Source organism: Flexivirga caeni, assembly GCF_003724155.1.
Lineage (GTDB): Bacteria > Actinomycetota > Actinomycetes > Actinomycetales > Dermatophilaceae > Flexivirga > Flexivirga caeni.
Window position 1 is genome coordinate 72,702 of the sequence record NZ_RJJQ01000012.1, and the last position, 24,039, is coordinate 96,740.

Genomic DNA, 24,039 nt, shown 5'->3' on the forward strand with positions numbered 1-24,039 from the left:
GGGCGACACCCGGGTTGCCCGCGTATCCTCCGAGCGTTCGATCGCCCGATAAGACAGGGGATTTTCGTGCCCGGCACGCCGAATGAAGAGTGGTTGCAGCACCTGGACTACGGCCCGTTGCAGCTTTCCCGCCGACAGTGCAAGGACGCGGTGAAGGCATACCGGGCCTACTTCGAACCACGGGAAGCCGCCCAGCCGCTGGTGTCGCGAACGGTCGGCGACTGGTCGTGGGTGTTGCGCTGGAAGCAGGCCGAGTTCGCCCGCATCAACAACCTGGCGTATGAGTCGGACCCGGGTCAACGGCCGTATGCCGACGTCGACCTGTCGCCGAATTCCGAGTTCCGCGTCCATCACACCCTCACCACTGCAGACGGCCGCATCACGGTCGGCTCCACCGAGGAATGGAGCGCTGGTATGACGCTCGGCTCCGGCCGGTTCACCAAGTTCGTCCGGGTCGCTCTCGGCCATCCGTCGCCACAGATCAAACTCGTCCCGAGGCACCACCGGAAGCGCGACGCGACAAACCCGCTCGACCAGCACTTCGACGTTACGGGTGCGACGGTGTTTCTGCCCAGAACGGTGACCGGTGGTCCCGAGACGTTCCAGCTGGATCAGCAGCTGCAGGACTCCGGCGCCGGCCTGTTCCACCGGGACAAGGCGACCCGCCAGTTGCGCAAGGAGTACGCCGCCCAGATGGCCGACGCCACCCACGAGCGGGCCGCCGGCTTCTTCGATGACAACCTCACGGCGCTGCTGATCGAGCAGGCACACGACTGCAAGATCGAGTTCCACGGGTCGCACGCTTTCCTGTCGCACGAGGTTTCCTCCGAGGACGCGCAAATCAAGCCGGACGTGATCGGCCGGATGTTCCAGCTCGCTGTCACGCTCGGGCCGGCCCTGTCGGCGGCGACAGCGTCCGCACCGAGAGGACAGTAGTTGTCGTGAGAGGGCGAGCCTGGCCGCAACTACTGTCCACTCGCCGCCCCAGCTCGGGGCGCGGCGACTCACCTGGCGGCGCGGTCTCCCGGTCGTCCGATCACCAGCACACTTTCTGACCCGCTCGCGCAGGTCCGGCCGGGCCAGCACCAGCGACACCAGCACCGCGCGCATGGCTGCGCTGGGCTCGACCGCGAAGATCGGCACGTCCGGCACCGCGTCGGCCAGCGCGACCGTGGACAGTCCCGTGCCGGCGCCGAGGTCCAGGATCGGCCCGCGGTGCGGAGCGGAAGCTGCTCAGCGCGGCCGGCGGTATGCCGAGCTCGTTCGCCCACCCGCTGCCGCAGGCCGAGACGTCGTAGAACTCCGCCGACGTGGCGTCCAAGTCGGTCTCCATCGACCGGTTCACCAACTGGACTTGGTGACGCCGGGAAGTTCCCCGTTCAGCGCCATCTGGCGGAACCGCACGCGGGAGAGGCCGAACTTGCGCAGGTGCCCGCGCGGCCGCCCGTCGCGCTCGGCCGCACTGGCTGCTGTGCGCGCGAGTTCCTTGAGTTCTGAACGCTTTTCGGCATACTTCGCCACGGTCTGCTCACGGCGGCGTTGCGCGGCGATCTTGCTGGTCTTGGCCATCAGCGGGTCTCCTTGAACTCGACGTGCCGGCGGATCTTCGGGTCGTAGCGCCGCAGCACGAGCCGGTTGGGGTTGTTGCGGCGGGACTTCTTGGTGACGTAGCGGCGGCCGGTGTGATGCTGCTCGTGCTCGGTTGTCATGGTGTCTGCTGGTGTCCGGGTGGGGTCGGTCGCTCCACCGCGGCGGTCGCCGTGGCGGGTTCGCGGACGTGTTCCAGGGCGTCGGCGACGACGTGTGCGACGTGCCGGTCGGCCAGGAGGTAGGTGACCTCCTTGCCGGTGCGGTTCGCGGTGACCGGCCCGGCCAGGCGCAGCGTCTTCAAGTGCTGCGAGACGAGCGGCTGCGACATACCCGTCGCCGACGCCAGCGCTCCGACCGTGCGTGGTTCGTCGCCGATCAGGTGCAGCAGCCACAATCGCGACTCGTTGCCCAGTACCTTGAAGGGCTGCGCAGCCTCGGCAAGTCCCGGCTGCGTGTCCGTGAGGCACAGCCACTCACACGCATAGACGAATTGCAATGTGACCATGTTGGTGGGAATGGTTCTCGACCGCAGTGCGACTGGTCGGCTACTCGGTGGTGTGCGTGTGCATGCGCGCGCCGGACCGGTTGAAGATGCTGATGACCTGGGCGGGGCGCCCACCGTCGGCCGACATCGCGTGCGGAGTGCGGGTGTCGAACTCCGCTGCTTCCCCTCGTGTCAGCACGAGATCCTGGCTGCCCAGGCGCAGCCGCAACCGCCCCTGCAGGACATACAGCCAGTCATATCCGTCGTGCACCTGCAACTCGGGCAGGACGCCAGCGGCCGGGTAGGTGATCTTGTAGGTCAGGACCGGCGAATTCTCCGGCGCGAGCGGCACTATCACCAGACCGGCCCTGCGGATCATCGGGCGCCGGACGCGTGGGTCGGCTTCCGTCGCGATCAGATCGTCCAGGCGGATGCCGAGCCGGCGCGTCAGCGGCACGAGCAACTCGAGGTTCGCCTGCCGCTTGCCCGATTCGAGGCGGGAGAGCGTGCTCGCCGACATACCGGCACCGGTAGCCAGCCCCTCCAGGGTCAAGCCGCGCTCACGCCGCGCGGCTCGCAACCTGGGACCGATGTGGCTGAGATCTTCGCTCAGTGCGTGTCCGTGCGGCTCACCCATCGCCTCTCCTTGCTGTTTTGGCAAGATTCTTTGCAACTATTGCACCACCTCTCGCATGCTGGCGATATGCAACACATCGAATGGGACGTGATCATCGCCGGCGGTGGTCCGGCCGGACTTTCTGCCGCGCTCATGCTCGGCCGGTCGCGCCGCCGGGTGCTGGTGATCGATAGCGGAAGTCCCCGCAACCGATTCGCGGCGCACATGCACGGGGTGCTCGGCCAGGAAGGGGTCGCACCGGCAGAACTCGCGCAGCGTGGCCGGGCGGAGGCAGCAGACTACGGGGTCGAATTCCGGGACACGGTGGTGGAACGGGTCGACCGCGAACCCGAGGGCGTCCTGGTGACCACTGCGGACGGTATGGCGCTGCACGCTCGCGCCCTGGTCGCGGCGACCGGGCTGAGGGACCGGCTGCCGGAGGTTGCCGGCCTCGCCGAGCGGTGGGGCAGCACCGTGCTGCACTGTCCCTACTGCCACGGGTGGGAGGTGCGCGACCAGCGGCTCGGCGTGCTGACGACATCGCCGGTCGGCCTGCATCAGGCCGAGCTCATCCGGCAGTGGAGTGACCGGGTGGTGGTTTTCACCGCCGGGCTCGGTGAGCTGGGCGATGAGGCGCAGGCTCGCCTGCGGGCACGCGGCGTCCGGCTGGAATCCGAGCCGGTCGAGCAGATCCTCGGCGAGGGCGCAGCCATCTCCGGAGTGCGGCTACGCGGTGGGCGGACGGTCTCGGTCGATGCGATCTTCACGGCCGGCGCCGCGGTCGCGCGCGACCGCTATCTCGCGCACCTGTGCCTGGATCGCACCGAGACACCGTTTGGTTCGTTCGTGAGCACCGATGCGACGGGACGGACCAGCGACGAACGGGTATGGGCGGTCGGGAACATCGTGAATCCCGCTGCGAACGTGCCGATGTCGATCGGTGCCGGTGCGTTCGCCGGGGGTGCGGTGAACGGTGCGCTGGTCGCCTGGGACTTCGACGCGGCAGTGCGGGAGCAGATGCCCGTGCGCTGAGCCGGGGGGCTGCCATGCTGTGGTCACCCATCAGCGAAGAGGCCAGGAGGTCCGTGGCATGCCCGAAGCAGTCCAGCCGTATGACGCCGCACTCGTGCGCGCGCAATTTCCCGCGCTGCGCAGCGGGCGGGCACATTTCGACGCGCCGGGCGGCACACAGACTCCCGAGCCGGTCGCCCGGGCCGTGTATGACGTACTCGCCGGCCCGCTGTCCAACCGCGGCCGGCGCACTCCCGCCGAGCGCAACGCGGATAGCTTCGTGCTGGCCGCCCGAGACGCGATGGGCGACCTGCTCGGCGTCGACCCGGGCACCGTCGTGTTCGGGCGCAGCGCGACGGCCCTGACGTTCGACATGGCACGCACGCTGGCCCGGACCTGGCAGTCGGGGGACGAGATCATCGTCAGCCGCCTCGACCACGACGCCAACGTCGCGCCGTGCCTGATCGCCGCCGAGCGCGCCGGAGTGAGGGTGCACTGGGCGGACTTCGACCCGGCCACCGGCGAGCTCGACCTCGCCTCGATCACCGGCCGGCTGTCCGAACGCACGCGGCTCGTCGCGCTCACCGCCGCGTCGAATCTCATTGGCACCACACCGGATATCGCTGCGGTGGCCGAGGCGGTGCACCGCACGCCCGGGCTGCTGTATGTCGACGGTGTCCACTACACCGCGCACGAATTCGTGGACGTGCCGGCGCTGGGCGCGGACCTCTACGTGTGCTCGCCCTACAAGTTCCTCGGGCCGCACCACGGCGTGCTGACCGGCCCGGCCGACCTGTTGCGCGACCTTGCGCCGGACAAACTGCGCCCGTCCACCGACGCAGTGCCCGAGCGTTTCGAACTCGGCACTCTCCCCTACGAATTGCTCGCCGGCACCGCGGCAGCGGTCGACTTCCTGGCCGGGCTGGTGCCCGGTGACGGCGCGCGACGCGACCGGTTACGCGCTTCACTGACCGCGCTCGCCGTGCACGAGGACGCGTTGCGGGACCGGGTCGAGCAGGCAATCGCGCAGCTCCCGCAGGTGACGGTTCACTCACGCGCGGCCGAACGGACGCCGACGCTCTTCATGACCTTCGACAGCCGCTCGCCCGAGGAGGTGTCCGACCATCTCGCGGCGGACGGCATCGATGCACCGGCAGGCACGTTCTACGCCTACGAGCCCGCCCGGCGGCTCGGGGTGGACAGCGGGTTGCGGATCGGGCTGGCGCCATACAGCACCCAGGAGGACGTCGACCGGTTCATCGTGTCGCTGGGCGATCTCCTGGGCCGCTGAGCAGGCGTCCCGCGAATGACGGCTTCCTCGGCGAACGACGGTGAGATTGCGCCGTCGTTCGGCGAATTCGCCGTCACTCGGCGCGGTGCGACCGGTGGTCAGCCGGCGCGGCCGACCTTCCAGTAGCCGGTGAACTCGATGCGTGACTTGGGCACGCCGGCGGCGACGAGGTGGCGCCGGGATCCGGCGACCATCGCCTGCTCGCCGCCGAAGTAGGCCTGGAGCCGCACCGGCTCGTCCGGGGTGAACGAGGCGACTTCGGCGAGTGCGGCCACCCCGGCGGTTGCGTGCGGGTCGTCGCGAGTCAGCCACCGGATCTCGAACCCGTCCGGTGCGTCCAGTGCTTGACGGTCCGCCGGGTCGCCGGTCTCGATGATCGCCAGCCCGGTCGCGTCTCGCGGCAGGTCGCGCAGGATACCGGCGACCGCGGGCAGCGCGGACTCGTCCGCGGCCAGCAGCACGAACGCGGCATCGTCCAGCGGATCGAAGCCGCGTCCCTGGTCCAGCAGCACCACGTGCTCGCCGGGTTCGGCCCGCTGTGCCCACGGCCCGGCGATGCCGGCGTCTCCGTGGATCACGAAGTCGACGTCGAGTTCGCCCTGATCACTGCGCAATTCGCGCACGGTGTAGCTGCGGAACGGCGGCCGGGTGCCGGACTTCTTCGTCAGGTATCTCAGGTAACCGCCCAAGCCGAAACTGTCGGGGACGGCATCGAAGTCGGTGGTCCCGTCCGGGCGAGGCAGGAAGAGCCGGAACCACTGGTCGAAGCCGTGCTGGGGCATCCGTCGTATGTCGTCCCCGGCGAAGGTGACACGTTGGACGTGCGGCGAGAGCCGCGCAGAGCGCGTGACCTCGGCGTGGTAGAGGCCGGACTGTTTCCGTCCATCACTGAATCCCATGTAGTTAGGTTAGCCGAACCTAACTACAGATGGATCTCAGGTTCGCGCACGGTTGCGCGGCGCACCCCGCCGGCGACCCGTTGCCACTCGTGCACGCCGCACGGGCGGACGAGGAAGAATCGTGGCATGACATCGGATGCACCGCTGGTGGAGCAGCGCTGGGCCAGCTCCGTGGGCCAGCGTCCGCGCGCATCGGCCGTCGCGGTCTCCGCGGAGGTGGTGGTTGCGCAGGAACGCCAGACCCGGCTGGTATGTCGCGACGTGCGCGACGGCACGGTGCGCTGGGAGCGCCCGGCGGGCGTCACCTCGTTCATCGAGATCGCCGGTGGTCGATGTCTGGCGACGAGCGGGCGGACCGTCACCTGTCGCGAACTTGGCTCGGGCGAGCTGCTGTGGCGGGTCGAAAACCGCCGGCCGGTAAAAGGTTTCGGTGTAGTCAGCGATGTTGCGGTGATGGGCGGCTGGCGCGGCTACAGCCCGGTCGAAGCCGTCGACCTGGCGACCGGCCAGCGGCTGTGGAGCCGTCGGATCGAGTCCGCCACAGCTGTGGACTGGGCCGGGGCCGTCCTGCTCGGAGGGCGCTGGGAGGTGCAGTTGCTCAACCGGCGCGACGGCGCCCAGATCGCGCAGTGGCAGCCACCGGAGCCGCTCGCGGAGACTCACGGTGACGCGGTCTGCAGCGTGGTCGACGACGAATTCGCCGTGGTGCGCGCTGGCGGGAGCTCGGTATGGTGCCTGGGCCGCAGTCGACCCGGCGTAGTGCCGGTCGCGACTCATTGGGCAGAGCTCGCGGATGAGGCGCCGATTGTCACCGGCGACCTGGTCTGGGTGCGCGAAAAGCATGGTGGTGCAGTCATTTTCACCCACGGAGTGCGCGGTGGGCGTCGCCTTCGCCCGATGTTGCGTCGTCGGGCGACGGGCCGCATCGTCAGCGGTGCGACAAGGCACGCGACGGGCACTCTTGGCGCCTACGTCGGCACCGGCTCGCCCGTTGTTCCTGGCGTGGTCAGGGCACCCGGAGGTCGGTTCCTGGTCGCGACCGAGGACGGCGCGCTCGTGAGCGTGGACCCCGCGCAGGGGCTGGTGGGTCGGCAGACCTCAGTCGGCTTCCGCCCGAGCGAGCTGCGTGCGCTGCCGGATGGCGGGGCGCTCCTGGTGACGAAGAACTCACTCCTGGTACTGGATCCGGTGATGCCGTGATTCACTCCGGTCGCGGTGCCGCACATGCGATTACGCGGCAGCGACCTGCACCGGCACCGCCCTGCTGCGTATGACGAGAGCGCCTCTGCCAGGTTGTGGTCGCCCGGCCGGCCCGAGCGTCGCGCCGAGCAGGTCACCGTCACGCCGTCCCGGCTGGAGGATCACGCCGGTCTGCCGGCGGCGCAGCTCGGCCACCGCGCCGCGGAAGGCATTCGCGAGAGTCTCGGATTGCCCTGTCGCACAGACGATTCCGCCGTCTCGGCGGCCGTGCTGCAGGTAGTCCGCGATCAGGTCGTCGATCGGCGAGCCGATCAGCTCGTCGAGATCGTCCACGAGAAGGGCGCCGCCCGGTGTCGCGTTCAGCCAGGTCGCGAGCGCCTCCGGCCGGGCCGCGTCGACGACCCGCGCGACGCTGGGCAACTGCGGTGGACGGCCATGCCCGTCGATCCAGCAGATGGCCCGGTCGCCCAGTTGGTGCGCGATGGTCGTGAGGGTGGTGGTGCGCCCACTGCGCGCGGGTCCGGCGATGAGGGCGGCCAGTTCCCCGAAGCTGCCCAGGGGCAGCCCGACCGGTTCGACGGTCGCACCTCCGATGCCGAGCATGACCGTGCCCTGTTCGGCACGTAGATCGGCCCGGGAACACCGGGATGGCATCGGCCGGAAACGGTGCACCTCCGGCGCCACCATTCCCTGCGCGACCGCCGAAATATATTGGACGACAGAGGATCCCGACAGATCGTCGATCAGGCTTGCCACCTGGAGTTCGAGACCGTCGGGGCAATTGACGGCCCGCCCCGGTGGCATCTCGACCGGCAGGTCGGCCTCCTTCATGCCGAGCAGGACGACGTCGGTGCGGTCGGCGAGTCCGAGCACCAGCCGGCCGGAGAAATGACTCGCGACCCGGCCGGTGCCCAGGCTGCGTCCGCCGGAGGCGGCGACATACAGCCCGACGGCTCTGCCGTCCCGCAGCAGTTGCAGGATGTCGTCGGCGAGGCGCCCCATCGTGGTCTCCTCGCTCACCTCGGTCAATGCCTCCCAGCCGTCGATGAGCAGCAGGATCCGCGGCAGCCTGCCGCCCAGGCGCGCATGCTCGCCGAATCCGGCGACTTCTTCACGAGCGAACTGCTGCTGACGAGAGCGGGTTTCGTCTTGCAGCCACTGCACCAGCCGGCTGATGCGACCGGCGTCGTCGCGCTCGATCACCGCGCCGCACTGGGGGAGCGCAGCCAGCGCGCCGAGTGCGGAACCTGTGTCGATCGCATAGAGCGCCAGCCCGCCGTGCGGCCAGGCGGATGCCGCTTGCACGGCGATCGTGCGCAGCAGCGATGAGCGACCGCTGCGCGGACCGCCGATGACTGCCAGGTGCCCGTCCGACTCGGGTGCCCAGGCGATCGGGCGGGTTGCCTGCTGGTCAGGCAGATCGAGCAGTCCGAAGCGGATCGCCTCCGGCCCGCGCGCGTTGCCGCTCAGGTCCACCGCATCCCCGCTCAGCTCGCCGGTGGTCACCAGCGAAGGCAAGGGCGGCAGCCACGGCGAGTCCGGTGGCGCGATGCCGAGCTTCTCGCTGGCCCAACGGATTGCGTCTACGGCCCGGCGCAGGTCAGTCGGTCCGTCGTCGGTGCTGCGGGTGGTGGTCAGCAGGACGGGTGAATGCCCGGTGGCTGGCACCCTCGACACTTCGATGGCTGCCGACCCGATGCCGCTCCATCCGCCGATCCGGGCACTCTGGAAGGTCACCGGCCGGCCTCCACCGGTCCGGAGGATCGCCCGCCCCGGGAGGGTGGCCGGGATCTGCGCTGCGTCCGCGCTCTCGATGACGTCCTGGGAGTCGGTGCCGTCGCGCATCCGCAACGCGATCCGCAGATTCACGTTCGCCCGGATATCCGCCGACACGACCCCGGCCGGCCGTTGGGTCGCGAGCACGAGATGTATGCCGAGAGAACGCCCGACGGCCGCCAGCCGGACCAGGCCAGCGATGAAGTCGGGCAATTCGTCTGCCAGCACGCGGAATTCGTCGATGATGAGCACCAGCCGCGGCAGTGACTGAGTGGGTGCGAGCCGCTGGTAATCCTCCAGGTCCTTGGCACCGACGGCGGCGAGTTGCTGCTCGCGGCGCCGCACCTCGGCGCCGAGAGAGGACAGCGCTCGCGCCGTCAGGTGCGCGTCGAGGTCGGTGACCAGGCCGACCGTGTGCGGCAGCTCGGCGCACTGCTGGAAGGCCGCGCCTCCCTTGTAGTCGACGAGCACGAAGACCAGTTCGTCGGGCCGGTTGGCCACGGCGAGCGAGGTCACCAGCGTCTGCAGCAACTCCGATTTGCCCGCACCTGTGGTCCCGGCGATCAGGGCATGCGGACCATCCGCTGCGAGATCGGTCCACAGCACACCGTCCGCGGCAACGCCCCACGGTGTCCGGGTCGCGCGGGGATGCGATCGCCAGTGCCGGGCGACGTCATCGCCGGACGTGATGTCGACGCCGGCGGTGCGCCATACGTCCACGAGAGAAGCACGCTCCGGTGGCGTGCCCGCGTCTGCATCAGGTGTCGCGTCGGCCGTCTGCGCCAGGTGATGTGCGACGGCGCGTGTCAGGGCCGGCTCGACCAGATCGGGGCAGCCTGCGGCGTTGACGGCACCCCGAGTGACCAGCCGTGTCGGGTCGGCGAGTTCGATCGTCACTGCGCACTCGGCCGGGAGGTCGTCGCTGTCACCGAGCGCGATGATGGCAACGCCGGCCGGATCGCTCGCGGCCAGCAGCGCGCTCACCGCCGCATGGTGCCCGAGCTGGGACCAGCCATCCAGGACGAGCACGGTGGAGACGGGCGCTGTCTCGTGCGCACCTCGCAGCTTGTCGCCGTCCGGCGCAAGAGCGGAAAGCAGCTGCTGGCAAGCAGTTTCGTCGGTCTCGAGGTCGACGATGCTGCTGCTCGCATGCGGGCGCGGCGTTAGGTGCGGCAGGTCAGCAGCCCATTCCCAGTCCGCGCGGCTCGCCGCAGAGTCGCAGATCACGGCTACCCGCACGAATCGCGGAGACTGCCAGGCAGCGACTTGGAGCAGCAGCCCATCCGCCAACCGGTGGCAATCCGCCCGGTTGCCGGTGATGCCGATGACGCGAGACTCGTTGAGAGACAGCAAGATTGGCGCTTCACTCAGGGTGATCGTCTCGGTCGGCAGCCCGCCACCGGTCACCCGCACCATGCTAGGAATCGTGCCGGTGCCGACCCGGCACATCAGGTAGTCGTCATGTGTCACCGATCGAGCCCATAGGCGGTGGTCGCGGGCGGCCGCAGCACGCAGCGTGTCGCTGATCGGCGGCGTGAGCCGCCGCCGGAGTGCGAGTTCGGACGCGGCCGCTGCGAGCCGGTCATCGGCCAGTTGTGTGCAGGCAGCGGCATACTCGGCGGTCTTGCGTTTCGCGCGAGCACTTCCGCCCTGGCGGTCGGAGAGGTACTGCCCGATCATCATTACCGGCCCGAGGAACGCGAACATCAGGAACATGGTGTTGTGCAGCAGCCAGGCCATGGCGACGGCGACCACCATCGGCAGCGCGATCACCGGCCACGGGATCCGGGCGCGTTCGGATTGCTCTGGGGGAGTGGGGCGTTCGAGTGTCGTGGTGCTCAGCTGCGGCGGAGTGCGCGACGCGCGCTGGAAGGGGATCCGGCAGGTCTCGTCACTCGCGGCTCGCACCGCATGAGGCAGCGCACGTTCGATGATGAGCGTGGACGACCCTGCGCGCAGCCGCTGCCCTGCGCGCAGCTCGGCGGGGCAGCCTTGCGCCAGTCGCACGCCATCGATCGCGCTGCCGTTGGTGGACCCGGCGTCGGAGACCATGGCGCGCCCCTGGTCGACACCGACCACCAGATGAGCGCGCGACAGGCCGGGGTCATGCAGCACCAGCGTGTTGGAGGGTGCGCGGCCGATCCGTTGCGGCGCCGTGCCGAGCGGGGTGCGCGCGCCGGTGACCGGGCCTTCGGCGACGACGAGATCCAGCAGATGCTGGGGCGTCTGGGCCGTCGGTGCGGCGGCGACCTGCGCACCGGTGAGCAGCGGGTGCTGGCCGAGGACGCTGTCGTCATACAGGACCTGATCGGCGATGTATGCCGGCTCGGGCACGCTCAGCCCGGCCGCCCGCAGCGACTCCCGTAGTTGTGCCCAGCGGGTGCCGTCGCCGGCGCGCACGCAGACGGTGCGGCTGCACTCCCGGCCCACCAGGTGCAGCCGTATGGCGCGGGTCGTGCTTTGTTCCGGCGACTCGGCAACGGCAGGCATGCCCGGATTCTGGGCCGTCTGGCAGGTACGGCGCTGCGGCAGCCGACGCAGCTGTGGATAACGCGCGGGATTCCGGTACTCAACCACCGATTTCGAACGGCGCCTGTGGACAACCGTTTTCGGGTGTCCGACGTGGGGCATGCTGAAGAAGCGGCGAGCACCCCGGACGGACCCCGGCCCCGGGGTCTCGCCGCACCGCGGGGCAGCGTGCGCCAACGGTGGACAAGCCAAGGTATGGAATCGGTAAAGTCCCGGCGTGTCGCGTCTCGCTGGTGGTTTCCTGTGTTTTAGGTGCGCGATTGCTCTGAATTCGACGTGAATGTCAGGGGAGGTTGATCGATGGACGGCGCCGATGTCATTGAGGACGAGATCCGCGAGCTGATCCGTCGCCAGCGCCTCGATCCTGCCCACGATCAGCAGGTGCTGCACGGTCTGGTGCGTGAGGCGGTGCAGGACTATGAGGAGCGCAGCCTGCACGGCGGGCTCGCCCCGCTGGGTGACCGGGAGCAGGCCACCCAGCGGGTGCTCGACGCGGTGCTCGGCTTCGGCCCGCTGCAGCCCTACCTGGACGACCCGACTGTTGAAGAGATCTGGGTGAACGAGCCGGAGCGCGTCTTCGTCGCGCGACACGGGGTGCCCGAACTCACGCCGACCATCCTCAGCGCCGAGCAGGTCCGCACCCTGGTGGAGCGGATGCTGAAGCCGAGTGGGCGGCGCATCGATCTCAGTTCGCCGTTCGTGGACGCGACGCTGCCCGACGGCAGCCGCTTGCACGTCGCGATCCCGGACATCACCCGCAGCCACTGGCTGATCAACATCCGCAAGTTCGTGGCGCGCGCCCGGCGACTGGAGGACCTGGTCCGGCTCGGCACCATCACGGCCCCGGCGGCTCGCTTCCTCGCGGCGGCCGTGGCGTCCGGTCTCAACGTCCTCGTCGCCGGCGGCACCCAGTCGGGGAAGACCACCACATTGAACTGCCTGGCGAGCGCGATCCCGTCCACCGAACGCGTCGTGTCGTGCGAGGAAGTCTTCGAACTCCAGCTCAGCCTGCGTGACTGGGCGGCGATGCAGTGCCGGCAGCCGAGCCTGGAGGGCACCGGCGAGATCCCGTTGCGGCGACTGGTCAAGGAAGCGCTGCGGATGCGCCCGTCGCGCATCATCGTCGGCGAGGTGCGTCAGGAGGAGAGCCTGGACCTGCTGATCGCGCTCAACTCCGGACTGCCTGGTATGGCGACCTTGCACGCCAACTCGGCTCGCGAGGCGATCGTCAAGATGTGCACGCTCCCGCTGCTCGCCGGCCCCAATGTGAGCTCGACGTTCGTGGTGCCGACCGTCGCAGCCTCGATCGACCTGGTCGTGCACATTGCGCTCGACCGGGACGGCACCCGCCGCGTTCGCGAGATCGTCGCCGTGCCCGGTCGTGTCGAGGGCGACGTGGTCGAACTCGCCGATATCTACGCGCAGCGGAACGGACAACTCGTCCGTGGCAGCGGATTCCCCACGCATCAGGAGCAATTCGAGCGCGCTGGCTACCACGTCGCCGAACTTCTGGGGGACAGATGAGCGAGCGAAGCGAGGGACCAACAGGGCTCAGGGCGAATCGCGGATCACGACGTAGGAGGGGGCCGCGATGAGCGAGCGAAGCGAGGGACCAACAGGGCTCAGGGCGAATCGCGGATCACGACGTAGGAGGGATCCGCGATGAGCGTCGTGATTCCGCTCATCTTCGGTGCCGGGTTGCTGTGCATCTGGTGGTCGTTCTGGCCGCGCGAGGAGACAGCCCGGCGCCGCACGGGCGCAGTGGTGACCGACCGCCTCGCCGACGAGGTCGTCCAGTCCGGCATCACCGGGCTCACTCGCGGGCGTCTGCTCTGGTTGTCGGGCGGTGCGGGGGCATTCGCGCTGCTCGTCGTGATGGCGGTGACCGCTGTGCCGGCGATCGCGCTGGCGTTCGGCGGGCTCACGGCATACGCACCGATTGCGTTCGTCCGGGCCAAGGCCCGGCGACGGCGCTCCCAGTTGCGCGACCTGTGGCCGGACGTCGTCGACCACATCGCCTCGGCCGTCCGGGCGGGTCTTGCACTGCCGGAGTCGTTGTCCCAGCTGGCGATCCGCGGTCCGGAGGAGTTGCGGCCGGCGTTCGCGGAGTTCGCGCACGACTACCGAGCCACCGGCCGGTTCCACGACTGTCTCGATGCATTGAAGGCACGGCTCAGTGACCCGGTCGCCGACCGGCTGATCGAGTCGCTGCGCATCGCGCGCGAGGTCGGCGGCACCGATCTGGGCAAGCTGCTGCGCACGCTGTCGACTTTCCTGCGGGACGACGCGCGCACCCGCGCCGAGCTCGAGGCGCGCCAGTCGTGGACGGTCAACGCCGCCCGGCTCGCAGTGGCAGCCCCGTGGATCGTGTTGGCAATGCTGGCAACTCGCGGCAGTTCCCTGGCCGCATACCGGCAGCCGGCCGGGGTCATGGTGCTCGCGATCGGCACCGCCGTCACCCTCCTCGCCTACCGCATCATGCGCCGCATCGGCAGGCTGCCCGTCGAGGCGAGGGTGCTGCGATGATCGCGACCTATACCTGGCTCGGCGCGCTCCTCGGAGCGCTCGCCGGCGCAGGTGTGCTGCTGGCCTATGCCGGGCTGCCCATGCACCGCAAACCCGACCTCAACGCGCGCATCGAGCCCTACGTGCGTGACGCGCCGATGCCCTCGCGGCTGCTCTCCACACCCACCGACCGGCTCGATGTCAACCAGGTGCTGGCGCCGCTGCTGCGGCGTCTCGGGCACCTGGTCGATCACCTGCTCGGCGGCGCGACGTCGGTGCGCACCCGCCTCGAACGCGCCGGGCAGCCGCCCGACCTCGAAGGGTTCCGCGCCCAGCAGGCGCTGTGGGGGCTCGGCGCGATGCTGTTCGGCGGCTGTTATGTGTCGCTGAGCTTCGTCGGCGGCACCGGGTCTCCCGTGCGAGCGGTGCTCATCCTGGTCATCGCGTTCGCCGCCGGCGTGGTGCTGCGCGACCAGTTGCTGACGCGCGCCGCGGAGCGCCGCGAGCAGCAGATCCTTGCCGAATTCCCAGCAGTCGCAGAGATGTTGGCACTCGCGGTCACCGCGGGCGAGGGTGCAGCGGCCGCACTGGAGCGGGTCGCGAAGTTGTCGTCGGGCGAACTGTCCGGCGAACTCGCCCGATGCCTGGTCGACGCGCGTGCGGGGTCTTCGTTGCCGGTGTCGCTGCAGGGCTTGGCGGACCGCACCGGCATACCCAGCCTGGCCAGGTTCGTCGACGGCGTGGTCATCGCCGTCGAACGAGGCACGCCGCTCGCCGACGTGATGCGCGCCCAGGCCCAGGACGCCCGCGACTCCAGCAAGCAGCAACTCATCGAGCTGGGCGGGCGCCGCGAGCTGATGATGATGATCCCCGTCGTCTTCCTCGTGCTTCCGGTCACCGTGCTCTTTGCCATCTATCCAGGGCTCGACGTCCTCAACATGTCCATCTGAACCGTCACCAGAAAGTCCCGAGGAGAGAACCATGACAACCCTGACGAAGCTACGGACCAGGACGTTGCGCACGGCATGTGCCGCGCAGCAGCGCTTCGCGACGGCCGCGGACGAGCGCGAACGGGGTGATGTGCCCGGCTGGGTGCTCATCACCATCATGACCGCCGGGCTGGTCACGGTGCTGTGGACCACCGCCCAGGGTGCGCTGACCGAGCTCTTCGACAAGGCCGTCCACAGCGTCGGCGGTAAGCAGTAGCGCCGTGCGGGCATTGCGCCCGCAGGTCGTGCTGCGACGACTACGCACCGACGAAACCGGCTCTGCCGTCGCCGAATTCGCACTCGTCGGGGCATTAGTGGTGATCCTCTTCCTGGCCGCCTTTCAGGTCGGCTTCTCGCTTTATGTGCGCAACACGCTGATCGAGCACGCGGCGGAGGGCGCCCGCTACGGTGCGCGCGCCGACGCCACCCCCGGGATGGGGGCCGAGCGCGCGGCCGAGCTGATCCGCACCAGCCTGTCCGGACGGTATGCCGGCCACGTGTCGGCGTCCGTGGAGTCCGAAGGGGGTGCTCAGGTCGTGAAAGTGACCGTGCGCGCACCGCTGCCGGTCGTCGGACCGTTCGGGCCGTCGCAGGCGCTCACCGTCTCCGGGCGGGCGTATGCCGAGGCGCAGCCATGACGGCCGCGCTGCGCCGCCGGCTGCAGGTCGCCAGGGACGCGGACGCCAGCGAAAACGGCAGTGCGCTCATCGAATTCATCGTCATCGGACTGCTGCTCACCCTGCCGGTCTTCTACCTCGTCATCACCCTGGCGCGGCTGCAGGCGGGCACCTATGCCGTCGCGTCGGCTGCGCGTGAGTCGTCGCGGATGTTCGTGACCGCGCCCGACCAGTCGGCCGGCCAGGCGCGAGCGCAGGCAGCGGCCGCGATGTCTTTCGCGGACCAGGGATTCGGCGGGAAGGGGAGCGCTCGCATCGGCTGCAGCAAGCAGCCTTGCCTGAGCCCGGACGCGCAGATCGAGAGCGTCGCCGACCTGGACGTCGACCTGCCGCTCGTGCCCGATTTCCTGCGTTCCGTGGTGCCGTCGACGATCCACCTGCACTCCCGGCACGTCGAAGTCGTCGACCATTACCGCGCGTCATGAGGATCGGTGCTGCCCTGCTGGCCCGGCTGCCGCGACGCTCCGACGAGCACGGACGGATCGTGCTGCTGATCGCGGGGCTCTTCGGCGTGCTGTCGATGCTGATCGTGGGTGGGGTGAACGTCACCGCCATACAGCTCGCGCGGCTGCAGGTGATCGATGCCGCGGACGCAGCGGCGGCCGACGCCGCGGATGCCGCTGACGAGGGCGGCATCTACCACGGTGGGGTCGGCACCGAGCTGACGTTGTCGGACCGCTCCGTGCAACAGGTCGCCGGCCGGACCCTGGCGAGTCAGGACCTGCCGGCGCACGTGCTCGGCTGGCGGGTTGCTGACGGCACCGGCGCGCCGGATTCGCGGTCGGCGGTCGTGCAGGTCTCCGCAGTCGTGCGTCCACCGCTGCTCGGCAGCGTGATGTCCTCGATCTTCGGCGACGTGCACCTCACCGTGCAGTCCCGCGCACAGGCGCAGGTGCACTGAGCGCCGTAGGTTGGGTGCTGACAGCACCGACGAGACGAAGGAGATCGCGATGGCCTTTTGGTATGACGTTGAGAAGAACGAAGTCGTCGAGTCGCACCGGGACGGACTGACCCACGGCAACCTGATGGGTCCCTACGACACCGCGGACGCCGCGCGCAACGCGTTGAAGACCGCCGCCGAGCGGACCGCGAAGTGGGACAAGGAGGATGAGGAGTGGAACGATCGGTGAGCGCGTGGCCCGACCGGCCAGCGCGCTCCCGGTGACGCGTTGTCAGGCGCGGTCGCGTGACTCCAGGTGAGCGAGGACCGCGAGCACTCGCCGGTGCGTCGTCCCGTCGTCATACAGGCCCAGCTTGCCGAACACGGCCCGCATGTGGCTCTCCACCGTGCGATCGGAGACCCGCAGCAGCGCGGCGATCCGGGTGTTGGAGTGTCCTTGCGCGACGAGCTCGAGAACCTGCCGCTCTCGGTCGGTGAGCCCCAGCACCGGCGCTCCATCCGGGGTGGACTCCACGAGGGCTCGCACGATCTGCGGGTCCAGCGCTGTGCCGCCCGCGCCGACCCGTCGTACCGCCTCGTCGAAGTCGTCCAGCCGCAGGACCCGGTCCTTCAGCAGATAGCCGAAGCCGGGTGTGCCGATCAGCGGACGGCAGTCCCGCAACTGCACGTGCTGGGACAGCAGCAGAATGCCGAGGCCGGCCTGGCGGCTGCGCAGCCGCACGGCGGCCCTGGCGCCGTCGGAGTCCATGCCGGGCGGCATCCGGATGTCGACGACGGCCAGGTCCGGGGCAGTGGATTCCACGGCTCCGGGCAGCAGGTGCGCGGAGTCGACGGCCGCTACCACCCGATGGCCGAGTTCCCCGAGCAGTCGGATCAGCCCCTCCCGGAACAGCACGGCATCCTCGGCGACGACGACACGCAACGATCCGGTCATCACAGCACCGCCCGGACGCGCGTTCCGGCGCCGCGCGGACTGTCCACTCGCACCCGCCCGCCGACCGAGACCACGCGGTCGCGGATCGCGCCGAGGCTGCCGGCCGGGTCCACCCCGCCGACGCCGTCGTCGGCGATCTCCACGATCAGGCGACCGGCCTGCATCGAAGCGGTCACGTCGATCGCGGACGCGCGCGCGTGCTTGAGCACGTTGGCCACGGACTCCGCCACGACCAGGTATGCCGTCTGTGCGCGGGTCTCGTCCAGGTCGGGAAGGTCGGCGATGCTCAGTCGCACCGGTAGCGGGCTGCTGGCGCGGACCTGCTGCAGAGCAGCCGCCAGACCGTCGTCGAGCCGGCTCGGCCGCAGCCCTCTGGCCAGCCGGCGCAACTCGGCCACCGTGCCTTCGAGATCGCTCACAGCACGGTCGAGCTCGGCCCACGCCTCGCCGGACAGCTGCTGTTGCACCGACCGCAACCGCATGCCGACGGCGAGGATCCGCTGTTGCGCGCCGTCGTGCAGATCGCGCTCGAGCCGCTGGCGCTCGTGCGCGCCGGCCGCAGCCAGTCGCGACCGGCTTGCCCGGGCTTCAGCCAGCGCCGCCCGCAGGTCGAGTCGCAGCCTGGTGACCTCGATGGGCACCCGTGCCGCGCGGACCAGGTCCGCTGCGCGGCGGCGAGAGCGCGCGGAGTCGTGCGCCAGCTCCAGGCGGGCCACCACCGCCCCGCGTGACTCCAGATCCAGGCCGCGCGGCCCGGCCGTCACCGGCCGCCCGTCGACTCCCACCCAGCGGCCCGCGGTCGTCCGCAGCAGCAGCTGCAGTCCCGGGTCGGACTGGGCCGCGCGCAGCACCTGCTGGATCTCTTCGGGTTCGCGACGGCCGGCGCTGACCGCCGCTGCGAAGCTCTCCACCGCGGCCAGCGCGACGTGGCGGTCCGGGTCGACCAGCTGGCCGAGGGCACGGTTGAGAAAGCGCTGCAGCGGCAGCAGGGCGAGCGCGGTGGCGAAGCTGGCCACACCCACGCCGATGCGGGTGCGGCCGTGGAGCAGTTCGCTGCCGAGGACGACCACCCCGCCGGACACCGCGGCGGATAGCAGGAGGGTCAGCGCCCATGCCGTCGACGAGCTCAGCAACCGGTCGACGTCATACAGCTCGTGCCGGACTACGGCGATCGTGACGGCCACCGGGATCAGCACCACCTGGGCCACGATGAAACCGGTGTATGCCGCATCGAGGCCGGCGCCGAACGCCTGCAGGATCCAGCCGGCGACCAGCAGCGAGAGCACGGTCCCACCGCCGAGGATCAGCCAGCGCACCTGGCGGCGCACCACGGCCGGGCCGCGCCGGTAGCGGACGGTCACTGCGCCGGCCGCGAACGCCATCGCGAGCCCGACGACCAAGCTGCCGGCCAGGGCGAGGGCCAGGTGGGGACCGTCCACGGCGGGTGAGGCGCCTCCGTCGGGTGTCCGGCCGGTGCCGTAATTGCCGGCCGCGACGGCTGCCGTCCCGGCGGCGAAGAGGGCCGGTACCGGCCACAGCCGACAGCTCATCCGGCCGGCGGGAAACACCAGCAGCAGCATGAGCAACCCGGCGAACTGGACCGGCCAGACCGAGTTCACCAGGGGCCCGAGCGGCCCCGCAAAGGGCAGCGGATCGGCGCGGCCGGAGGAGTCCGCGACCGTCTCCAGGATGGTGCACGACGACGTCGACCCGCCGCACCAGGCCAGCGCCGGCCCCACCGCGCTCGCAGGCACCCGGCGGGTCAGCATCACGCCACCCCCGACAGAGGCGAGACCGGCTACTGCGACGGCCAGGTCCGCGACCGAGCCGTGCAGTATCTCGCGTTCGCGGGCGACCAGCACGATGACGATGCACAGACCCTGCGCCGCGGCAGCGGCTGCCGTCGCCGCCCGCGCGATCGACGGTCGCACCCCCACATCGTGACACAGCGGAGCACCCGCGGCATGCGTGCTGGCCCGCAGGCGCGATCCGGTTGTCCCAGTGCGTGCCGGACCGGATGCGACGCGGGCGCAACGGCCGGACGATGGGCCTGCCGGCATTCTTTCAAGGAGTTGCGATGAACCTGATCTTCACCATCCTGTGCGCGTTCCCGATCGGCTACTTCGTGCGCCCGCGAGGACGGGCGCTGCTCGTCTATCTATTCCTGGACTGCTTCGTGTTCACCTACCAGACCAGCACGCTGGTGATGGAGTGGGTGCAGGGCTCCGAAGAGGCCTTCGGCGGGCACACGCAGCGCAACATGGCCTTCGACGGCAAGCCGCTCAGCTACGGGGCCGTGAACCTGATCATCGCGCTCGCCGGGATGGGCCTGGTCTTTCTCGCCGGCCGGATGCGCGAGCAGTGGGCCGGGCGGGCCGCCCGTCGCGATGTGATCGGTGTCGACTGACTCCGGCCGGTGGCCGGAGCGCGCCTGCGGCATACATTTGCCGACGCCGTAGGCTGTCCGGTTGTGGCTACTGACTTTTCCGCCGAGATCAAGGCGCTGCGCGCCACCATGGACTCCGTCCGTGAGGTGACCGACCTCGACTCGCTGCGCACCCAGATCGCCGATCTGGAGCAGCAGTCCGGGGCGCCGGATCTCTGGGACGACCCGGAGCACGCGCAACAGGTCACCAGCCAGCTGTCCCGCGCGAACGCTGAACTCGAGCGGGTCGAGAAGATGGACAGCCGCATCGACGACCTCGAAGTGCTCGCCGAGATGGGCCAGGAGGAGAACGACGCCGACACCATCGCCGAGGCCGAGAAGGAACTCGCCCACGTGCAGAAGGCGGTCGGCGAGCTCGAGGTCCGCACCCTGCTGAGCGGCGAATACGACCAGCGCGAAGCAGTCGTCACCATCCGCTCCGGGGCCGGCGGCGTCGACGCCGCCGACTTCGCCGAGATGCTGCTGCGCATGTACCTGCGGTGGGCGGAGCGGCACGGCTACCCCACCAAGGTCATGGACACCTCGTATGCCGAGGAGGCCGGCCTGAAGTCCGCGACCTTCGAGGTCAACGTGCCCTACGCCTACGGCAACCTGTCCGTCGAGGCCGGCACGCACCGGCTGGTCCGCATCAGCCCGTTCGACAACCAGGGCCGCCGCCAGACCTCGTTCGCCGCCGTCGAGGTTGTGCCGCTGATCGAGCAGACCGACTCGATCGAGATCCCCGAGAACGAGCTGAAGATCGACGTGTTCCGCTCCTCCGGACCGGGCGGGCAGTCGGTCAACACCACCGACTCTGCGGTGCGCATGACGCACATCCCCACCGGCACCGTCGTCTCGATGCAGAACGAGAAGAGCCAGATCCAGAACCGCGCCGCCGCACTGCGGGTCATGCAGTCGCGTCTGCTGCTGCTGCGCCGCGAGCAGGAGGCTGCGGAGAAGAAGGAACTCGCCGGCGACATCAAGGCGAGCTGGGGTGACCAGATGCGCTCCTACGTGCTGCACCCCTACCAGATGGTCAAGGACCTGCGCACCGAATACGAGGTCGGCAACACCTCCGCGGTCTTCGATGGTGACATCGACGGCTTCATCGAGGCCGGCATCCGGTGGAAGCGCAACCAGGAGCGCGACAACGCCTGACCCGGTCGGGGCGCGACCACGGATTGATGGGGGTGTGCAATGCGGTCCGGTGAAAAGCGTCTGCTGTATGCCGATTCGGTGTTCTTCGAGTCGGGTACGCACTTGCTGGGAGAGCCCCCACTGATCGACCTGCCTGGCATCGTGCCGGATGGGTGGTCGATCGAACGCCATGGCTGGTGGACGCATGCGTCTCCTGCCGGTCACCGGTTGCCGCAGACCGGATGGAAGATCCACGTGAGCGCCGACCCTCGGTACACCGTTGCCGAAATGGTCACTGCGGCAACGGCATTGGTCGCGCTGGGGACGCCATTCAAGGTGCTGTCGTCCGCGCGGGTGGAACGCCGCTCGCGCGCGAAGTTCGCCGCGCCGACCCAGGTCGGCAAGACGCTGACTGCCTACCCGAGCGACGCAGCGGGTCTGCTGCGCGTCCTCCACGAGCTGTATGACGCCCTGCCCGGGCGCGGTGGTCCGGCGATCATGGGAGAGCAGCGCGTCGGGCGCAGCGGCATCTACCTGCGATTCGGGGCCTTCACGCAGGGTTGGCTCGCGTTCGACGACGGAGTGCGACCCGCCCGGCACACGTCCGCCGGGTGGGAGCGGGACGACCGGCGTCGCGGTGCCGGGGTGTCGCTGCCGCAGGACGTGCGCGACTGGTTGGACGTGCTGCCGGTGCCGGAGGATCCGGCCTTGCCGATGACCGAGCCGGTGCTGCTGCAGCGCAGCGGGGCGGGCGCGGTCTATGCCGCCAGGTGGCAGGGAGAGCCGGCCGTCGTCAAGACCGCGCGCGCGGGTGCCGGGGTGGACCTGGGTGGCGCGACCGCGACGGAGCGACACGAACACGAGGAGCGGGTGCTGCACCGCCTCGCCGGCACCGGCCTGGCGCCCGAGGTGCTGGACTCGGTCGTCACGGCAGACAGCCGGGTGCTGGTGATCACGCGCGTGCCCGGGGTCTCCTTGCAGCGCTGGGTCGCCCAGAACCATCCGCCCGCAGCGGCGACGGAGGCGACCATCGAGGCGGCAGCCAGCACCTATCGCCGCACGTGTTGCAGCATCGTCGGTCAGGTGCGCGAACAACTGGCCGCGATGCACCGGCTCGGGGTGGCGCACGGTGATATCGCCCCGCAGAACGTCCTCGTCGACGGCAGCGACGTGCGATTGATCGACTTCGAGAGTGCCGCGCTGGATGGGCAGTTCGTCGCCGAGGGCATCGCGACACCGGGATTCGGTGACCGGACCCCGAGCCAGCACGCCGATGACGTCGCCGCCGACGCGATCGAGAGGTACCTGCTCAATCCGGTCCTGCCGTCCTTGCTCGGGCATCCACCGATCGTCGATGGTGGTCACGAGCTCATCGTCCGTGAGGGCGCGGCCGATCTGTTGCCGGGCTTCCGCCTGCGGGCCGGCGAGCCGTTGCTCGAGGCAGACCGGTTGCGGGAGGCGCTGCTGCGCGGCATCCACGCGTGTGCGACGCCGGCGGCTGCAGAGCGGCTTTTCCCCGGTGGTGTCGGTGCATTCGCGCACCCGGCGGCGCCGCTGAGCGTGCTGCACGGTGCCGCCGGTGTGATTGCGACGCTCGCGGCATTGGACCAGCCGGTGCCGGGGCACTGGCTGGACTGGCTCGCGGACCAGGCTCGCGGGTGCGCACCGATCCCAGGCGCCGGTGAGGGACTGCACGGGGTTGCCCGGGTGCTGGCCGAGGCCGGGCGAGTCGACGAGTCACTGCGCCTGCTGCGGCGGCTGCCGTCGCCCACAGCCGCCGGCGGGCTTGGGTGGAGTCTGGGTAGCACGGGAATTGCGTTGTGCCAGTTGCAGATCGGGCAGATCGCGGACGTGCCCGAGCTCGTGGAGGCGGCGACCACAGCACTGCGTGCGCCCCAGGCGTCGGCACGACCGCGACCGGGTCTGCTGCGGGGCAATGCAGGTATGGCGTTGGCGCTCCTGCGTGCGGCCGAGCTCCGCGACGACGCCGACCCGAGCACCGCCGCGCAATGGCGTGCACAGGCACGGGAACTCGTCGCCCAGGAGCCGAGACGCGCTGCCCCCGGCGGGTCGATGACGCTCTCGCCGCACGGATCCCTGCTGCTGCCCTCCCTCGGCGAGGGCATCGCGGGCTGGGCGCTGGCGTCGCTACGTCTTGGCGATGAACAGCTGGATCCACTTGTGCGACAGGCACTTTCGGTTCCTGTGTGCGCACTCGGCGGCCTTCTGAAGGGTCGTGCCGGACTCCTCGCTGGGCTTGCCGGCTGGTGCGACCCGGATGACGTGGCCGTCGTGCGGCACCGCACCAGGCTGGCGTGGACGGTCGCGCCCCTGCCGGGCCGGAGCGATGTGGCGGTGGCGCTGTCGGACGCGAACAGCAAGCTGTCGTGCGACGTGGCGACCGGATCTGCCGGCGTGCTGGCCGCTCTTGCCGGGTCCGAGGCGGTCCTGCGCGTGCTCGGCCTGGCCTGACCCGCCGCCGACGATCACCACGCCGGCATGACGACCGTCATTTCGGCTCGCTGACATTTTCCCATTACTACCGGTGACGCCCGGCAATGTTGTCGGCACCGTCGAATTGCCTACCTTTGTGATGTCGGCGGGAAAGCCCGCTGACAGCAGAAAATAATCCGAGATTGCTTCGCACGGAGCATCCTTTCCAAGGAAGGTAGACAAATGGTCGACAACAAGAAGAACTCCGAGATCAACGACGACGCAACCCCCGAGGTCGAGGCCCTGATCGAGACCGAGGAGCTGGAGAGCGAAGTCGGCGGTGGCACCGCCGGCACTCTCGGAACCGCGGGCTGCCCGGCCTCTTTCGGCACCTTCGGCTCGCTCTGAGTGAATGCCGTGCGGAAGCCGGTGGTGGAGTGCCCCGCGTGCACACTTCACCACCGGCTCCGCCGGGCCTCACCGTCAGCACCTCCGCCGCAGAAAGGAGCCGACCGATGTCGTCGAGTCTTACGCCTAGCTTGTGGGCTCACCTCCGACCAGGAGGGCTGAGGGGGCCGGCAATGCGGCCGCACTTCGCCGCAGCATCCTCGAAACGTGTTCTCTTGCAGTCTGGTCCAATCG

Annotated in this window: 24 protein-coding genes; 16 read left to right on the forward strand and 8 right to left on the reverse strand. The window is 69.8% G+C overall.

What is annotated here, in order from left to right; all coding sequences use genetic code 11:
• Positions 1-66 precede the first annotated feature (66 nt).
• Positions 67-936, forward strand: a complete 870-nt coding sequence (locus tag EFY87_RS12485) for a hypothetical protein (RefSeq protein WP_123271811.1) — start codon at positions 67-69, stop codon at positions 934-936.
• Positions 937-1,341: 405 nt separating this feature from the next.
• On the opposite strand, the gene EFY87_RS12490 is transcribed toward EFY87_RS12485, so the two are convergent.
• The 4 genes from EFY87_RS12490 to EFY87_RS12505 are packed head-to-tail and all read right to left on the reverse strand — an operon-like array spanning position 1,342 to position 2,711.
• Positions 1,342-1,569, reverse strand: a complete 228-nt coding sequence (locus tag EFY87_RS12490; RefSeq protein WP_123271812.1) for an uS14 family ribosomal protein — start codon at positions 1,567-1,569, stop codon at positions 1,342-1,344.
• On the reverse strand, positions 1,569-1,709 hold the full coding sequence (gene rpmG, locus EFY87_RS12495) for a 50S ribosomal protein L33 (protein WP_123271813.1): 141 nt from the start codon (positions 1,707-1,709) through the stop codon (positions 1,569-1,571). The genes EFY87_RS12490 and rpmG overlap by 1 nt, the downstream gene beginning before the upstream one ends.
• On the reverse strand, positions 1,706-2,095 hold the full coding sequence (locus EFY87_RS12500) for an ArsR/SmtB family transcription factor (RefSeq protein WP_123271814.1): 390 nt from the start codon (positions 2,093-2,095) through the stop codon (positions 1,706-1,708). The genes rpmG and EFY87_RS12500 overlap by 4 nt, the downstream gene beginning before the upstream one ends.
• Before the next feature lie 40 nt (positions 2,096-2,135).
• Positions 2,136-2,711, reverse strand: a complete 576-nt coding sequence (locus EFY87_RS12505; RefSeq protein ID WP_123271815.1) for a helix-turn-helix domain-containing protein — start codon at positions 2,709-2,711, stop codon at positions 2,136-2,138.
• Between the two features lie 66 nt (positions 2,712-2,777).
• Here EFY87_RS12505 and EFY87_RS12510 point away from each other — a divergent pair, with 66 nt between their 5' ends.
• Together EFY87_RS12510 and EFY87_RS12515 are read left to right on the forward strand one after the other, a co-directional pair.
• Positions 2,778-3,722: an NAD(P)/FAD-dependent oxidoreductase gene (locus tag EFY87_RS12510; RefSeq protein ID WP_123271816.1), complete on the forward strand. Its 945-nt coding sequence runs from the start codon at positions 2,778-2,780 to the stop codon at positions 3,720-3,722.
• 58 nt (positions 3,723-3,780) lie between these two features.
• Positions 3,781-4,992 (forward strand): cysteine desulfurase-like protein, encoded by a 1,212-nt coding sequence (locus EFY87_RS12515; RefSeq protein ID WP_123271817.1) that lies wholly within the window; start codon positions 3,781-3,783, stop codon positions 4,990-4,992.
• 98 nt (positions 4,993-5,090) lie between these two features.
• Here EFY87_RS12515 and EFY87_RS12520 read toward each other — a convergent pair whose 3' ends face one another.
• Entirely contained in the window at positions 5,091-5,891 is an 801-nt protein-coding gene (locus tag EFY87_RS12520) for a siderophore-interacting protein (RefSeq protein ID WP_123271818.1), read from the reverse strand.
• Between the two features lie 126 nt (positions 5,892-6,017).
• On the opposite strand from EFY87_RS12520, the gene EFY87_RS12525 reads away from it, so the two are divergent.
• Complete coding sequence (locus tag EFY87_RS12525) at positions 6,018-7,091, forward strand: outer membrane protein assembly factor BamB family protein (protein WP_123271819.1); 1,074 nt, start codon at positions 6,018-6,020, stop codon at positions 7,089-7,091.
• Between the two features lie 30 nt (positions 7,092-7,121).
• Here EFY87_RS12525 and EFY87_RS12530 read toward each other — a convergent pair whose 3' ends face one another.
• A complete protein-coding gene (locus tag EFY87_RS12530; RefSeq protein ID WP_158607621.1) occupies positions 7,122-11,357 on the reverse strand; it encodes a type VII secretion EssC family protein in 4,236 nt (1,411 codons plus the stop codon).
• Positions 11,358-11,696: 339 nt separating this feature from the next.
• Between EFY87_RS12530 and EFY87_RS12535 the strand changes: the two genes are divergently transcribed.
• The 8 genes from EFY87_RS12535 to EFY87_RS12570 all read left to right on the forward strand — a co-directional run bounded on the left by EFY87_RS12535 (position 11,697) and on the right by EFY87_RS12570 (position 16,697).
• Positions 11,697-12,920 carry a TadA family conjugal transfer-associated ATPase gene (locus EFY87_RS12535; protein ID WP_123271821.1) on the forward strand — a complete coding sequence of 408 codons (1,224 nt, stop codon included), beginning with the start codon at positions 11,697-11,699 and terminating at the stop codon, positions 12,918-12,920.
• Between the two features lie 138 nt (positions 12,921-13,058).
• Positions 13,059-13,922, forward strand: coding sequence for a type II secretion system F family protein (locus EFY87_RS12540; RefSeq protein WP_123271822.1), 864 nt, complete (start codon positions 13,059-13,061; stop codon positions 13,920-13,922).
• Positions 13,919-14,851, forward strand: coding sequence for a type II secretion system F family protein (locus EFY87_RS12545; RefSeq protein WP_123271823.1), 933 nt, complete (start codon positions 13,919-13,921; stop codon positions 14,849-14,851). The genes EFY87_RS12540 and EFY87_RS12545 overlap by 4 nt, the downstream gene beginning before the upstream one ends.
• 31 nt (positions 14,852-14,882) lie before the next feature.
• Entirely contained in the window at positions 14,883-15,107 is a 225-nt protein-coding gene (locus tag EFY87_RS12550) for a hypothetical protein (protein ID WP_245988620.1), read from the forward strand.
• A gap of 4 nt (positions 15,108-15,111) precedes the next feature.
• Entirely contained in the window at positions 15,112-15,528 is a 417-nt protein-coding gene (locus tag EFY87_RS12555; RefSeq protein WP_245988621.1) for a TadE/TadG family type IV pilus assembly protein, read from the forward strand.
• On the forward strand, positions 15,525-15,992 hold the full coding sequence (locus EFY87_RS12560) for a pilus assembly protein (RefSeq protein ID WP_123271825.1): 468 nt from the start codon (positions 15,525-15,527) through the stop codon (positions 15,990-15,992). The genes EFY87_RS12555 and EFY87_RS12560 overlap by 4 nt, the downstream gene beginning before the upstream one ends.
• On the forward strand, positions 15,989-16,468 hold the full coding sequence (locus tag EFY87_RS12565; RefSeq protein WP_123271826.1) for a hypothetical protein: 480 nt from the start codon (positions 15,989-15,991) through the stop codon (positions 16,466-16,468). The genes EFY87_RS12560 and EFY87_RS12565 overlap by 4 nt, the downstream gene beginning before the upstream one ends.
• Before the next feature lie 10 nt (positions 16,469-16,478).
• Positions 16,479-16,697: a methionine aminopeptidase gene (locus EFY87_RS12570; RefSeq protein WP_245988622.1), complete on the forward strand. Its 219-nt coding sequence runs from the start codon at positions 16,479-16,481 to the stop codon at positions 16,695-16,697.
• Positions 16,698-16,739: 42 nt separating this feature from the next.
• Here the strand turns inward: EFY87_RS12570 and EFY87_RS12575 are convergent, their stop codons facing one another.
• Positions 16,740-17,402 carry a response regulator transcription factor gene (locus tag EFY87_RS12575; RefSeq protein ID WP_220093614.1) on the reverse strand — a complete coding sequence of 221 codons (663 nt, stop codon included), beginning with the start codon at positions 17,400-17,402 and terminating at the stop codon, positions 16,740-16,742.
• Positions 17,402-19,333, reverse strand: a complete 1,932-nt coding sequence (locus tag EFY87_RS12580) for a sensor histidine kinase (protein ID WP_158607622.1) — start codon at positions 19,331-19,333, stop codon at positions 17,402-17,404. Before EFY87_RS12580 ends, EFY87_RS12575 begins: the two co-directional genes overlap by 1 nt.
• A 146-nt stretch (positions 19,334-19,479) precedes the next feature.
• Here EFY87_RS12580 and EFY87_RS12585 point away from each other — a divergent pair, with 146 nt between their 5' ends.
• From EFY87_RS12585 to EFY87_RS12600, 4 genes are all read left to right on the forward strand, one after another.
• Positions 19,480-19,809 (forward strand): hypothetical protein, encoded by a 330-nt coding sequence (locus tag EFY87_RS12585; RefSeq protein WP_123271828.1) that lies wholly within the window; start codon positions 19,480-19,482, stop codon positions 19,807-19,809.
• A gap of 63 nt (positions 19,810-19,872) precedes the next feature.
• Positions 19,873-20,985 carry a peptide chain release factor 2 gene (gene prfB, locus EFY87_RS12590; RefSeq protein WP_123271829.1) on the forward strand — a complete coding sequence of 371 codons (1,113 nt, stop codon included), beginning with the start codon at positions 19,873-19,875 and terminating at the stop codon, positions 20,983-20,985.
• Positions 20,986-21,024: 39 nt separating this feature from the next.
• Complete coding sequence (locus tag EFY87_RS12595) at positions 21,025-23,436, forward strand: class III lanthionine synthetase LanKC N-terminal domain-containing protein (RefSeq protein ID WP_123271830.1); 2,412 nt, start codon at positions 21,025-21,027, stop codon at positions 23,434-23,436.
• Positions 23,437-23,640: 204 nt separating this feature from the next.
• Complete coding sequence (locus EFY87_RS12600) at positions 23,641-23,805, forward strand: thiocillin family RiPP (protein WP_123271831.1); 165 nt, start codon at positions 23,641-23,643, stop codon at positions 23,803-23,805.
• Positions 23,806-24,039 lie beyond the last annotated feature (234 nt).

Bases quoted from the DNA above. Each gene is read 5' to 3' on its own strand.
- EFY87_RS12490 (WP_123271812.1), bottom strand. From the start codon at position 1,569: ATGGCCAAGACCAGCAAGATCGCCGCGCAACGCCGCCGTGAGCAGACC.
- rpmG (WP_123271813.1), bottom strand. From the start codon at position 1,709: ATGACAACCGAGCACGAGCAGCATCACACCGGCCGCCGCTACGTCACC.
- EFY87_RS12500 (WP_123271814.1), bottom strand. From the start codon at position 2,095: ATGGTCACATTGCAATTCGTCTATGCGTGTGAGTGGCTGTGCCTCACG.
- EFY87_RS12505 (WP_123271815.1), bottom strand. From the start codon at position 2,711: ATGGGTGAGCCGCACGGACACGCACTGAGCGAAGATCTCAGCCACATC.
- EFY87_RS12510 (WP_123271816.1), top strand. From the start codon at position 2,778: ATGCAACACATCGAATGGGACGTGATCATCGCCGGCGGTGGTCCGGCC.
- EFY87_RS12515 (WP_123271817.1), top strand. From the start codon at position 3,781: ATGCCCGAAGCAGTCCAGCCGTATGACGCCGCACTCGTGCGCGCGCAA.
- EFY87_RS12520 (WP_123271818.1), bottom strand. From the start codon at position 5,891: ATGGGATTCAGTGATGGACGGAAACAGTCCGGCCTCTACCACGCCGAG.
- EFY87_RS12525 (WP_123271819.1), top strand. From the start codon at position 6,018: ATGACATCGGATGCACCGCTGGTGGAGCAGCGCTGGGCCAGCTCCGTG.
- EFY87_RS12530 (WP_158607621.1), bottom strand. From the start codon at position 11,357: ATGCCTGCCGTTGCCGAGTCGCCGGAACAAAGCACGACCCGCGCCATA.
- EFY87_RS12535 (WP_123271821.1), top strand. From the start codon at position 11,697: ATGGACGGCGCCGATGTCATTGAGGACGAGATCCGCGAGCTGATCCGT.
- EFY87_RS12540 (WP_123271822.1), top strand. From the start codon at position 13,059: ATGAGCGTCGTGATTCCGCTCATCTTCGGTGCCGGGTTGCTGTGCATC.
- EFY87_RS12545 (WP_123271823.1), top strand. From the start codon at position 13,919: ATGATCGCGACCTATACCTGGCTCGGCGCGCTCCTCGGAGCGCTCGCC.
- EFY87_RS12550 (WP_245988620.1), top strand. From the start codon at position 14,883: ATGACAACCCTGACGAAGCTACGGACCAGGACGTTGCGCACGGCATGT.
- EFY87_RS12560 (WP_123271825.1), top strand. From the start codon at position 15,525: ATGACGGCCGCGCTGCGCCGCCGGCTGCAGGTCGCCAGGGACGCGGAC.
- EFY87_RS12565 (WP_123271826.1), top strand. From the start codon at position 15,989: ATGAGGATCGGTGCTGCCCTGCTGGCCCGGCTGCCGCGACGCTCCGAC.
- EFY87_RS12575 (WP_220093614.1), bottom strand. From the start codon at position 17,402: ATGACCGGATCGTTGCGTGTCGTCGTCGCCGAGGATGCCGTGCTGTTC.
- EFY87_RS12585 (WP_123271828.1), top strand. From the start codon at position 19,480: ATGAACCTGATCTTCACCATCCTGTGCGCGTTCCCGATCGGCTACTTC.
- EFY87_RS12595 (WP_123271830.1), top strand. From the start codon at position 21,025: ATGCGGTCCGGTGAAAAGCGTCTGCTGTATGCCGATTCGGTGTTCTTC.
- EFY87_RS12600 (WP_123271831.1), top strand. From the start codon at position 23,641: ATGGTCGACAACAAGAAGAACTCCGAGATCAACGACGACGCAACCCCC.